Source organism: Roseibium aquae (assembly GCF_008711285.1).
Lineage (GTDB): Bacteria > Pseudomonadota > Alphaproteobacteria > Rhizobiales > Stappiaceae > Roseibium > Roseibium aquae.
Genome location: NZ_VXDC01000004.1, coordinates 94,254 through 106,857 on the forward strand (window position 1 = coordinate 94,254; position 12,604 = coordinate 106,857).

Sequence of the window (12,604 nt, forward strand, 5' to 3'; positions counted from 1 at the left end):
CGTGCCCGCGCATTACTCTTGAAGGCCGAGGCGGCGCAGGCGGGAGTACAGCGTCGTCGGCTTCATATCCAGCAATTCTGCCGCTCCGCCAGGACCCGAAATCCGGCCGCCTGCGGCTTCGACTGCGGCCTTGAGGTTGGCCACCTCCCGCTCGCGCATTTGGGCATCGGTCTCGATTGCCGGGGCACCGGCCATATCGCCGGTCAGGGCAAGCCTTTGAGGGTGAATGGGAAGCTCGAAGCTCAAACGCCCCCCGCGCGACAAGATCGCCGCCCTTTCAATGACGTTTTCCAGTTCACGCGCGTTTCCGGGCCATTCATAGGCCATCAGGTCCACCACATTGGCCCGTGACAAGGCCGGTTTCGCAATACCGAGGCGCCGGCAGCACAGGTTCAGGAAATGCTCCGCCAAGGGCGGAATGTCGTCCCTGCGGTCCCGCAAGGGCTTCAGGAAAATCGGGAATACATTCAGCCGGAAATAAAGATCTTCCCGGAACCGGCCGGCCTCCACCTCGCTTTGCAGATCCCGGTTGGTTGCAGCGATGATGCGCACATTGGTTTTGCGGGTCTTGGCCTCGCCGACCCGTTCGTAGGATTTGTCCTGAAGCACCCTGAGGAGCTTACCCTGGAGTTCCATCGGGATTTCGCCGACCTCATCCAGAAACAGCGTTCCGCCATCCGCCAGTTCGAAACGTCCCACCCGGTCCCGAAGGGCGCTGGTGAAGGCGCCGCGGACATGTCCGAAAAACTCGCTTTCGAAAAGCTCCCTTGGGATGGCGGCGCAATTGACCCGGATAAGCGGTCGTTCGCGGCGCGCGCTGTCATCATGAATGGCCTGCGCGACCAGTTCCTTGCCGGTTCCGCTTTCGCCGATGATGAGCACATTCGCCTCGGTCGGGGCGACAAGCTCGATCTGCCGGATCGTGTCGGCGATCGCATCGGAGCTGCCGATGATTTCCCGATGATTGCGCTGAGCCCGAATTTCTTCCTGCAGATAGGCGTTTTCCATTTCCAGCCGGCTGCGCAGCCGGTCAACTTCCGCCAACGCTTCGGTCAGTTGCCGTTCCTGTTCCTTTCGCTGGGCAATGTCCCGGAACAAGATCACCGCCCCGAGAACGGCATCGCCGTCTATGATCGGCGTTGACGTGTATTCGACCCGAACCGGTTTTCCGTCCTTGCGCCAGAAGGTTTCATCGTCGACCCTGTTGATCCGGGCATAATGAAAGGAATTGTAGATCGGGCATTTTTCAGCCGGGTAGACCGATCCGTCCGCGTGCTTGTGGTGGATGGCCGAATGCATGTCCCTGCCGATCAGGTCGGCGGCACTCCAGCCCAGCATCCGTTCGGCGGCCGGATTGACGAATGTGGTTTTGCCAGTTGCGTCCACGCCGTAAATGCCGTCGCCGGCCGCGGTCAGGATCAGGTCGTTCAGCCGCGCCATTTCGTGAAAGAACTGCTGTAGCCGGTGCCATTCCATAATCCCGGACCGATGAGCGGAGGTTGTATCCGTCTCGATGTCGCGGCGGGATTGCTCGACCAGATCGGTGGCCGTCAGGACCAGAAGAGTGCGATCCGCCGCGGCGACCGGCTTGCAGACATATTCCAGCGCAAGGCTGTTGCCGGTCCGTGCCCGGCCTTCCAGCCGCCGCGTCCAGGCGGTGCCGCGGTGGATTGCCTCTTCGGCGAAAACCGCGATGTGGGGTTCGCAGCCCGGGTGCAGGCCTGTGAAGCTGCGTCCCTTGAGCCGGTCATAGCCGAACAACCGGCATGCGCCCTCATTGGCGGCCTCGATCCGGTCCCGGCCCGGATCCACCACGAAGGTGGCTTTCGGCATGAGCGAGACGGTCTGGGCCAAGAGATCGCCGGGGCAGGGGGACATGTCCGAAGCAGGCGTGTCCGAAGCGAGCCTGGGCACCAGGTCGGTTTCGTCATGGTTACTCATTTGCATAATTCCGATTATTCAAAATCGTAAATTACAATATTGCATAATTTTCGAATTTCACAGAAGAACTGACAAGTAACAGAAAACGAATAGGAAAATAGATTATCGGGTTCTGGCACGCGCTTTGCAAATTTGAAACCAGACCGGCGCTCTGCCCGAGCGCCCTGGCACTTCCCGGTCCCATGCGGACCGTTTCAGGCAAAGGCGGAAAGGAACCCCAATGGCAGTCAAGAGTCTTGGAAACCCCTACGATGGCGATGTGGATCTGGTCCATGGTGCGGCTTGTGAATGCAAGGCCTGCAGCGCCGGCCACGCACACCACCACGACACACCGCGCACGGACCAGCTGCCCAGCAGCACCGAAGCGATGATGGAGCGGGCGATCGAAAGCGCCGTGGTGCGCTCGGTCTTCGGTCAGAATGAGTTTTCCCGGCGGTCCTTCGCCAAGATGCTGGGCGGAACCACGCTCGCCGGAGCCCTTGCATCTGTGTTCCCGATCGACAAGGCCAAGGCCCTGCTTCTGGACGAATTGGGGGCGCCGGAAAAGACCAAGCTCAATATCGGCTTCGTTCCGATCACCTGCGCCACGCCAATCATCATGGCGCAGCCCATGGGCTTTTACCAAAAGCATGGCCTCGAAGCGGACGTCATCAAGACGGCCGGCTGGGCCGTTGCGCGCGATAAATCGCTGAACGGCGAATACGATGCCAGCCACATGCTGACCCCGATGCCCCTGGCCATGACACTGGGAGCCGGGTCGACCGCCGAACCCTACATCATGCCCGCGGTGGAGAATATCAACGGACAGGCGATCGTCCTGCACAACGATCACATGGACAAGCGCGATCCCAAGCAATGGAAAGGCTTCAAGTTCGGAGTGCCATTCGAGTACTCGATGCACAATTTCCTGTTGCGTTACTATGTGGCCGAACATGGCCTCGACCCGGACCAGGACATCCAGATCCGGGTGGTTCCGCCGCCGGAAATGGTCGCCAATCTGCGGGCCGGCAATCTGGACGGCTATCTCTCGCCGGATCCGTTCAACCAGCGGGCGGTTTGGGAAAAGATCGGCTTCATTCACATCCTTACCAAGGACATCTGGGAAGGCCATCCCTGCTGCGCCTTTGCCTCCAGCAAGGCCTTCGCAGTCGAACTGCCCAACACCTACGGCGCGCTGCTGAAGGCGATTGTCGATGCCACCCAATATGCGGCGAATCCGGACAACCGGGTCGAAATCGCCGAGGCGATCTCGCCGGCCAACTACCTCAACCAGCCCGTTCCGGTGGTACAGCAGGTGCTGACCGGACGGTTCGCGGACGGTCTGGGCAATGTCCTGAATGTACCGGATCGAATCGATTTCGATCCGTTCCCCTGGCATTCCATGGGGGTGTGGATCCTCACCCAGATGAAGCGGTGGGGGTATATCGAGGGGGATATCGACTACAAGAAGGTGGCCGAAGAGGTCTATCTTGCCGCGGACTGCGCAAAGGTGATGAAGGAACTCGGCTACGAGGCACCGTCCACCACCTATGAAAAATACACCATCATGGGCAAGGAATTCGATCCGGACAAACCGGACGAATATGTCGGCTCCTTCGCCATCGGACGGGCCTGACCATGGAGGGGTTGTCCAAGCCTCTGCCGCTCCGGGTGCGATCGATAATTGTATCGGTCGCCATCCTGGTCTGCGCCTTGGGATTGTGGGAGTTGTCCATTCCGCCCCAGCAAGCCGCCGGAGAACTGACGGAATACGAATTGCTGACCGGTGGCGGTGCGCCGAAAGCGGGCATTCCGCCCCCTTCGCAGGTCATGACAAAGGCCTGGGAGCAGCTGTCCGATCCGTTCTATGACGCCGGCCCTAACGACAAGGGCATCGGCATTCAGATCGGCTATTCGCTCTATCGGGTCCTGACGGGATATTTCCTGGCTGCGGCGGTTGCCATTCCGCTCGGATTTCTGATTGGCATGTCGCCGCTGATGTACCGGGCCCTCGATCCCTATATCCAGATCTTGAAACCCATCTCCCCCTTGGCCTGGATGCCGCTCGCCCTGTTCGTGATCGGCGACAGTCAGGCTTCGGCGATCTTCGTGATTTTCATTTGCTCGATCTGGCCAATGCTGATCAACACGGCCTTCGGGGTGGCGAATGTGCGCAAGGATTGGATCAACGTAGCGCGGACCCACGAACTCGGATCGCTCAAGACAGCCTTCATTGTGATCCTGCCGGCCGCCGCGCCGACAATCCTGACCGGCATGCGCATTTCCATCGGCATTGCCTGGCTGGTCATTGTCGCGGCCGAGATGTTGGTCGGGGGAACCGGGATTGGCTACTACGTCTGGAACGAGTGGAACAACCTCGATCTCACATCGGTGATCTTTTCGATCCTGATGATCGGCGTGGTCGGCATGATCCTTGACGCAATCTTCGGCGCCGTTCAGCGCGCCGTTCAGTATGCGGAGTGAACAACGACCCATGGCAAAATCATTTCTAAGCATCGAGGGGTTGGCGAAGAGATTTCCGGCGCCCTCGGGGGGCGGCGGACCGCTGACGGTGTTCGAAGACGTCAGTTTCTCGATCGAAAAGGGCGAATTCGTCTGCATCATCGGGCATTCCGGCTGTGGAAAGTCGACCATCATGAACGTGCTGGCCGGGCTGGACGAGGCGACCGAAGGCGGCGTCATCATGAATGGAAAGGAGGTCCGGGGCCCCAGTCTCGACCGAGGGGTGGTGTTCCAGAACTACTCCCTGCTGCCCTGGCTTTCCGCGCTGAAGAACGTCACCTTCGCGGTGAAGGCGCGGCACAAGAACTGGTCGCGCGAAGAGGTTCTCGCCCATTCCTACAAGTATCTGGAGATGGTGGGGCTGTCGGGTGGAGCTGAGCTGCGCAAACCCTCGCAGCTGTCCGGCGGCATGCGCCAGCGCGTGTCGATCGCCCGCGCGTTCGCGATCCAGCCCGAGCTGCTGTTGCTGGACGAGCCGTTCGGCGCCCTGGACGCGCTGACGCGCGGCACCATCCAGGACGAACTCTTGAAAATCTGGCGCGGGACCAACCAGACCGTGTTCATGATCACCCACGACGTGGATGAGGCCATATATCTCGCCGACCGGATCCTGCTCATGACCAACGGACCGGAAGCGCGGGTGGCTGAATCGGTCGAGGTCGGCATTCCGCGGCCCCGGTCGCGGGACGAAATCGTCGAGCACCCCCACTACTACAAGGTCCGCAATCATCTCGTTCATTTTCTCGCCCGCCGGTCCAAGGAACTGGCGGGGACGAAAAGCACCGCGCCGGGTGGCAAGCCCGAAACCGTGCGCTTCGGCGCGGAAGATGGTGAAGAACCGGCTCGTCCGAGCATCTACGCAATCAATCAATGACTTGAGGAGAGGAATTCATGAATAAGATGATGACAGCCGAGCCGATGATGACCAAGGATGACGTTGCGGCCCTCATTCTGGCCGCCAAGAAGCAATCCGGCCTGAGCTGGGCGGAAATCGCGGACAAGATCGGGATGTCGCCCGTGTGGACCCATTCGGCGTGCGTGGGGATGAACTCCATGCCGGCGGACAAGGCGCAGGCCCTTGTGTCGCTTCTTGGATTGCCGGCGGAGGCCACTGGGGTTCTGGAGGAATGCCCCACGAAAGTATGGGCGCAATCCATTCCGACCGATCCGTGCATTTACCGGCTCTATGAGATTGTCGGCGTCTACGGTCCGACCATCAAGGCTTTGATCCACGAAGAGTTCGGCGACGGGATCATGTCCGCGATCGACTTCGACATGTCGATCACCCGTATCCCCAATCCCAAGGGTGACCGCGTCAAGCTTGAAATGACCGGAAAATTCCTCGGCTACAACGCCTGGTAAGGTAACCAACGCGGCGCCGGGGCGGTTTCATCGCTCGGGCGCCACCCAAAGTCCTGCATTCCACCCGCATCGGACCAGACGATCGGAACATGTCCCGTCCCCCGTTTCCCCCGTTTACGGAACAAACCGCGCGCCAGAAGGTTCGAATGGCCGAAGATGCCTGGAACAGCCGCGATCCGGTGAAGGTCAGCCTTGCGTATACCCCGGACAGTGTTTGGCGAAACCGGTCGGCTTTCTTTCAGGGGCGCGATGCGATCGTGGAGTTCCTGACCTTGAAATGGCAAAGGGAGCTGGACTACCGCTTGATCAAGGACTTGCACGCGTTTGCGGGAAACCGGATCGCGGTCCGGTTTCGCTACGAGTGGCGTGACGCCGACGGCCGATGGTGGCGGTCCTACGGGAATGAAAACTGGGACTTCGACGGCGCAGGCCTGATGCAGCGGCGCGAAGCAAGCATCAACGATATTCCCATTGCCGGAGAAGAACGGCGGTTTCACTGGGCCGCGCCTGGCCCGCGTCCGGACACTGTGCCCGGTCTCGACAACACGCCTTTCTAACGGTTGCTCGGTGCTGTGAGGAACACCGCCGTGTGCTTCGGCCTCTGGACACCGTGGTCCCGCCGCTTGCTCCCGGTCACTTGGTCCCGGTTCCCTGGCCGTGCCTGGCACGAATCCTTGAGGTTCGCCCGGAAGCGGCGCCTTTTAAAGGCACCCGTGAGGCGCCGCGCAAGCCTGCGGGAGGCTTGCGGCGCGCCGAAAAAAGTAGCGGGAAGGTGTTGCATTTGGCGGGCTGTTCACTGTATACGCCCGGCATTCGGCGTGCCTGGTCTTGGAGGATAGAGCACGCAATCGGTTTTGGGGAATAGGTTAACGGTAGACCCGCGGACTCTGACTCCGTTAGTCCTGGTTCGAATCCAGGTTCCCCAGCCAGTTTTTTCTCAACAGAACGCCCGCCAAGCGCGAACCGGATTGTTCGGGTTCCGCCGCTTTTTATGTCCGTCCCATTTGGCCGCACGCCGCCGCGGGTATACCTGATCCAAAACCAAGACGGCAAGCTGGCCCGCCTGTGGTCCGGTATCCAGTCCGCGCCGGACGAGGGGCGCAACCAGGGCTTTGCCAAGCTTCGACAAACTGCTACTGTTTTGGCAACGAAGGAAAAGCGTGGTGCGCGCCGGCTTTTGTGAGCCCAGGCATGAGCGCCGCAGCGAAAGGCAAAAACGTGACTCAGTCAGGTCAGGAACCGCCCGGAACCGGGCCGGCGTCCGCCAGCGGGTCCACAGCGTCTTCCGGCACGAGGCGGGAGACATCTTCCAAGCGGCGGCGCGCCCGTCGCGGACGGAAAAACGGGGCAGGTCCGGATCGTGCAGCAGAACGCCGCGAATTGGCTGGCGTTGATGCGGGCTCCAGGACCTCAGGCTTGACCGGGTTGTCCGGTCCGGCTGCACCGGCTGATGGGCAGGCAGCGCGCGCAGACGCGGCGAAGCGGCCAAAGGGCAGGCGCCCGCGCCGCAGAAACAAGTCCGCTTCGAATGGCGAAGCGGCGGCCTTTGCGGCGGATCATCCGTCTGTCCGGCCGTCAGATGCTTCCCGCAAATTGCGCGAATCGGGTTCCGAACCTGTGCCCGCGATCGGCGATGCCATTTCCAAGAAGGGACTGAAAGCGGGGCGGCGGCGGCGGCGCAAGGCGAAAGGTCAATCGTCCGAGCACAACAGCGCGCAGTCGAACGCGCGGCCAGCCGCGCAAGGTGATGCGGCCGCGCGCAAGGCTGCGCACGGCACACAGAACGTTTCGCGGGCCACTGGCGCTCAGGAGGATATGGCCTTATTCCAGCGCCCAGCGGGTTTTCCGGCAGGCAAGGCCCGTGAGGCGCGTTTGCCCGCGCTCGGGGACTCGATCGGAAGTGCGCAAACGGGACGCCGAGGGCGGCCACCCTCAGGTCAACTCGACCCGGTCCGGCGGTTTTCCGAACCGGATGGCCCGCTTTACGCCGCTTTGGATCTTGGCACGAACAATTGCCGTTTGCTGATCGCCCGCCCGCAGGAGCGGGGGTTTCGCGTCGTGGATGCCTATTCCCGTATTGTCCGGCTGGGCGAGGGGGTTGGAGCCCGCCGGCGGTTAAGCCCGGAGGCAATGGACCGGGCCGTGGAAGCCCTCGCGAATTGCCACCGCAAGCTCGAAGAACGCGGGGTCGAACGGTCGCGCCTGATCGCAACAGAGGCCTGTAGGGCGGCGGAAAACGGGGCCGAATTCATCGACAGGGTCAGAAGGGAAACCGGTCTTGCGCTTGAAATCGTGAACCGGGAAACGGAGGCCCGTCTTGCGGTCGCGGGATGCGTGTCGCTGGTCGACCAGCAGGCCGAGGGGGTCATCCTGTTCGATATCGGAGGGGGCTCCTCCGAGATCGTGTGGCTGGACCTGCGCAACCGCTGCGGGGCGCGCGGTTACGCGCTGACCCGCTTTATCCGGTCTTGGGCTTCCCTGCCGGTTGGCGTGGTCAATCTGGCCGAACGCCATGGCGGTGTCGACGTCACCCCGCAGGTGTTCGAGGCCATGGTCGACGATGTCAGCGACCACCTGGCGAGTTTTCACCTGGCGGATGATCTGAGCGCGGCGATCAGCGGGGGCGGGGTTCACATGCTGGGGACATCGGGCACGGTCACCACGCTGGCAGGCGTCCATTTCGGTTTGAAACGCTACGACCGGCGGCGCGTCGATGGCGCCTGGCTCGATGACGTTCAAGTCACCACCATGATTGATCGCCTTCGTGACATGCCCTACGAGGAACGTGTCGAAAACCCGTGTATCGGTGCCGACCGGGCCGATCTCGTGTTGGCCGGTTGCGCCATTCTGGAGGCAATCCGGCGCCGGTGGAGCTGTCCGCGCCTACGTGTCGCCGACAGGGGGTTGCGTGAAGGAATACTGACCGAATTGATGGCCGCTGACGGTGTTTGGGCGCGGCCGTCGCAGGCACGGCGCGGCTGGAAAGGCCGCTATAGGGGCAAGTCATGAGCAACAATAAAAAGGGGTCGGGCGATCGCGGTCTGCATGTGCGGGTGAAAACCGCGGCGGGGCGGCGTGAGTCCTCGACCCGTTGGCTGGAGCGGCAGTTGAACGACCCCTATGTCCGCCGCGCCAAGGTGGACGGTTACCGGTCACGCGCGGCGTATAAGCTGATCGAGATGGATGACAAACAGCGGCTGTTGAAGCCGGGCTACAGAGTGGTTGATCTTGGCGCTGCGCCCGGCGGCTGGTGTCAGGTGGCCGTGAGCCGGGTCAAATCGACACCGGAAGCCCCTAAGGTTGTCGGCATCGACTACCTCGAGATGGACCACATTCCCGGTGTCGTCCTTTTGAAAAAGGATTTCCTCGACGACGATGCGCCCGAAGCCTTGCTCGAGGCGCTGGGGGGGCTGCCGCCGGATGTGGTGTTGTCGGATATGGCGGCACCCACGACCGGCCACCGCCAGACGGATCATCTGAGAACCACACACCTGTTCGAGGTGGCCGTGGACTTCGCCCGCCAGAACCTGGTGCCCGGCGGCTCCTTTTTGGCCAAGGTTTTCCGGGGCGGTACCGAGAACGCGCTGCTGTCGGACATGAAGCGCGATTTTAAAAGTGTGGCGCATATCAAGCCGCCGGCCAGCCGCAAGGAGAGCCCGGAGCTTTATGTGATAGCAAAAGGGTTCCGGGGCCGGTCAGAGGGGTAGGTGATGCCCTTTTGGCCAACGGGTCCTGGCCCGGGCATGCCGGCCATTGCCGCCCGCCATGCCGCGGAAATCGCGACAAAGAGGGCAGCTTTTGAACGGCCCCTTTTCATTCCGTCACCCGCATGTTAATCACCCGCGCCAACTTCTCCGGCACAGCCGAACCGACTCGCTGCGGCGCGGGGCCAAATGGCCCGGCGTCCGCCGCAGGCATTTTGAAAAGGGAAATTGGCCATGGCGTCCATCTACATTCCATCGACCGGTGCCGAAGCACTGACCTTCGATGATGTCCTGCTCTTGCCGGGCCACTCCACGGTGATGCCCGGAGAAACGGACCTTCGCAGCAAGGTGACCCGGGATCTGGAACTGAATCTGCCCATCATTTCCTCTGCCATGGATACGGTCACGGAAGGGCGACTGGCGATCGCGATGGCCCAGGCCGGCGGGATTGGCGTGGTGCATCGCAACCTGACCCTCGACCAGCAGGCCGAGGAGGTCCGCCGGGTGAAAAAGTTCGAATCCGGCATGGTGGTCAATCCATTGGTGATCGGACCGGATGCCGCCTTGGAAGATGCGCTGAGCATTATGGAAAGGTATGGAATATCCGGTGTACCCGTTGTGGAAAACGGCGGGACAGGTGGCCAGCACACGGGACGCCTGGTGGGCATTCTGACGAACCGTGACGTGCGATTTGCATCCAATCCCGCCCAAAAAGTTCATGAACTGATGACCCGCGAGAACCTTGTCACGGTGCGCGATACGGTGAGCCAGGATGAGGCAAAGCGGTTGCTCCATCAGCATCGCATCGAAAAACTGCTGGTCGTCGATGCGGATGGAAACTGCATCGGTCTGATCACGGTCAAGGACATCGAGAAGGCAAAGCTCAATCCAAATGCCTCCAAGGATGCCCAGGGCCGTCTGCGCGTGGCGGCGGCCACCAGCGTGGGCGAGGAGGGGTTTGCGCGGGCCGAACGCCTGATTGATGCGGAAGTCGACTTGATCGTCGTGGACACCGCGCACGGCCATTCCCAGCGCGTTTTGGAAATGGTTTCCAAGGTGAAACAAATGTCCAACACGGTGCAGGTTCTGGCCGGCAATGTGGCGACACGCGATGGCACCATGGCGCTGATTGATGCCGGTGCCGATGCCGTGAAAGTCGGCATCGGTCCGGGCTCGATCTGCACGACCCGCGTCGTTGCCGGTGTCGGCGTACCGCAATTGACCGCGATCATGGATTCGGTCGATGTGGCTCAAAAACACGGCATTCCCGTCGTTGGCGATGGCGGCATCAAGTTTTCCGGCGACGTCGCCAAGGCGATCGCAGCCGGCGCTTCGACGGTCATGGTGGGATCGCTTCTGGCCGGGACCGATGAAAGCCCTGGCGAGGTCTATTTGCATCAGGGACGTTCGTACAAATCATACCGGGGCATGGGGTCGGTCGGAGCCATGGCGCGCGGTTCGGCTGATCGTTACTTCCAGGCCGAGGTCCGGGATACCCTTAAGCTGGTTCCCGAGGGCATCGAGGGGCAGGTGCCCTACAAGGGGGCGCTCTCCAGCGTCCTGCACCAGCTCGCGGGTGGCCTGCGGGCGGCGATGGGCTATGTGGGCGGAAAGTCGATCCCAGAGTTCCAGGAGAAGGCGGTGTTTGTCCGCATTTCCAATGCCGGACTACGCGAAAGCCATGCGCATGATGTGACCATCACGCGCGAAAGCCCGAATTATCCCTCATCGGTTTGAAGTCAGATCTTCCCCCGCCATTGAAGGGGGGAGACGTCATGGAGTTGAGCATGCGAGATGGTGGACGGCTGGCGGCGGCCATTGAAGTACTTCAAGACATGGAAACACGCCATCGGCCGGCCCAGGTTGCGCTGCGCGACTGGGGAGCGAGCCACCGCTTTGCGGGCTCCGGAGACCGGACGGTGATCGGCAATCTCGTGTTCGATGCGCTTCGCCATAAGGCGAGTCTTGGAGCCGCGCTCGGCACGGCGGACATCCGCGCCCTGGTGCTTGCGACCTATGCCCATACCTGGGGCATGGGAATGGATAAGCTCGAAGAAGTCTTGACCGCCGATCCCCATGCGCCCGACCGTCTGAGCGAGACTGAAAAAACAGCGCTTGCAGGCGTGTCGGCCATCAATCTTGACGGAGCCGCCGCCTCCGATGTACCGGAATGGCTCTGGCCGAGCTTTCAGGCGGCTTTCGGAACCTGTGCGCTTGCCGAGGGCCGGGCGCTGGCCCAACGGGCGCCGATCGACTTGCGCGTGAACACTTTGAAAGCCGACCCAGAGCGCGTTCTGGAACGCCTGCGCCATACGCACCCGGTCCCCGGGACCTTCGCCGCCACGGCGATCCGTATCAAGCCGCGCCCCGGGAGCGGACGTATGCCTCATGTGCAGGCGGAGGAGGGCTACCGAAAAGGCTGGTTCGAATTGCAGGATGAAGCCAGTCAGATTGTTGCCTTGCTGTCCGGCGTCAATGTGGGTGACCAGGTGCTCGACTTCTGTGCCGGCGGCGGCGGCAAGACCCTCGCCATGGCCGCCGTCATGGAAAACAAGGGGCAGATTTATGCACATGACGCGGATCGGCTCCGGCTTGCGCCCATTCACGAAAGACTGCAACGGGCGGGCGTCCGGAATGTCCAGGTCCGCGACCCGGCGTCATCGTCGCTGGACGATCTGAAAGAAGGTATGGACACGGTGTTCGTGGATGCGCCCTGCTCGGGAACGGGTGTCTGGCGGCGGCGGCCGGATTCCAAATGGCGCTTGTCGGAAGGCGCTCTGAAGGACCGGATCGCCGATCAGAGGTCTGTGCTTCGGGAAGCGGCGGGCTTCGTCAAACCCGGGGGGAATTTGGTTTATGTGACCTGCTCGGTTTTGCCGGAGGAAAATGACCATCAGATCGAAGAATTCCTAGCCGAGCATGCCCAGTTCCAGCCGGCCTCGGCCCTGGCGCGATGGCGAGCGGTCTTTCCCGGAAAAGTGGAACCGGTCTATCGCTCAACCCGCGGCGATATCCTGTTGACGCCGGCGACGACCGAAACCGACGGGTTTTTCTGCGCGCTGCTCAAACGAAAACCGGCGTGATCCGGGAGGTGG

10 protein-coding genes and 1 tRNA gene are annotated in these 12,604 nt (G+C 61.8%); 10 read left to right on the top strand and 1 reads right to left on the bottom strand.

What is annotated here, in order from left to right:
- Positions 1–12: 12 nt before the first annotated feature.
- Positions 13–1,941 (bottom strand): sigma 54-interacting transcriptional regulator, encoded by a 1,929-nt coding sequence (locus F0184_RS07645; protein ID WP_244299055.1) that lies wholly within the window; start codon positions 1,939–1,941, stop codon positions 13–15.
- Between the two features lie 220 nt (positions 1,942–2,161).
- Here F0184_RS07645 and F0184_RS07650 point away from each other — a divergent pair, with 220 nt between their 5' ends.
- From F0184_RS07650 to F0184_RS07695, 10 genes are all read left to right on the top strand, one after another.
- Positions 2,162–3,556 (top strand): CmpA/NrtA family ABC transporter substrate-binding protein, encoded by a 1,395-nt coding sequence (locus F0184_RS07650; protein ID WP_150495592.1) that lies wholly within the window; start codon positions 2,162–2,164, stop codon positions 3,554–3,556.
- A gap of 2 nt (positions 3,557–3,558) precedes the next feature.
- On the top strand, positions 3,559–4,404 hold the full coding sequence (gene ntrB, locus F0184_RS07655; protein WP_150495593.1) for a nitrate ABC transporter permease: 846 nt from the start codon (positions 3,559–3,561) through the stop codon (positions 4,402–4,404).
- 10 nt (positions 4,405–4,414) lie between these two features.
- Complete coding sequence (locus F0184_RS07660) at positions 4,415–5,317, top strand: ABC transporter ATP-binding protein (protein ID WP_150495594.1); 903 nt, start codon at positions 4,415–4,417, stop codon at positions 5,315–5,317.
- A gap of 17 nt (positions 5,318–5,334) precedes the next feature.
- The gene (gene cynS, locus F0184_RS07665) at positions 5,335–5,805 is read left to right on the top strand and encodes a cyanase (protein ID WP_244299058.1); all 471 of its coding nucleotides are present in this window, start codon (positions 5,335–5,337) and stop codon (positions 5,803–5,805) included.
- 89 nt (positions 5,806–5,894) lie between these two features.
- Positions 5,895–6,362 (top strand): nuclear transport factor 2 family protein, encoded by a 468-nt coding sequence (locus tag F0184_RS07670; RefSeq protein ID WP_150495595.1) that lies wholly within the window; start codon positions 5,895–5,897, stop codon positions 6,360–6,362.
- A 298-nt stretch (positions 6,363–6,660) separates the two neighbouring features.
- A tRNA-Gln gene (locus F0184_RS07675) sits at positions 6,661–6,734 on the top strand.
- 496 nt (positions 6,735–7,230) lie between these two features.
- Positions 7,231–8,814 (top strand): Ppx/GppA phosphatase family protein, encoded by a 1,584-nt coding sequence (locus tag F0184_RS20760; RefSeq protein WP_371871079.1) that lies wholly within the window; start codon positions 7,231–7,233, stop codon positions 8,812–8,814.
- Positions 8,811–9,512: an RlmE family RNA methyltransferase gene (locus F0184_RS07685; protein ID WP_150495596.1), complete on the top strand. Its 702-nt coding sequence runs from the start codon at positions 8,811–8,813 to the stop codon at positions 9,510–9,512. Before F0184_RS20760 ends, F0184_RS07685 begins: the two co-directional genes overlap by 4 nt.
- A 231-nt stretch (positions 9,513–9,743) precedes the next feature.
- Positions 9,744–11,246, top strand: coding sequence for an IMP dehydrogenase (gene guaB, locus F0184_RS07690; protein ID WP_150495597.1), 1,503 nt, complete (start codon positions 9,744–9,746; stop codon positions 11,244–11,246).
- Positions 11,247–11,296: 50 nt separating this feature from the next.
- The gene (locus F0184_RS07695) at positions 11,297–12,592 is read left to right on the top strand and encodes an RsmB/NOP family class I SAM-dependent RNA methyltransferase (protein WP_150495817.1); all 1,296 of its coding nucleotides are present in this window, start codon (positions 11,297–11,299) and stop codon (positions 12,590–12,592) included.
- Positions 12,593–12,604 lie beyond the last annotated feature (12 nt).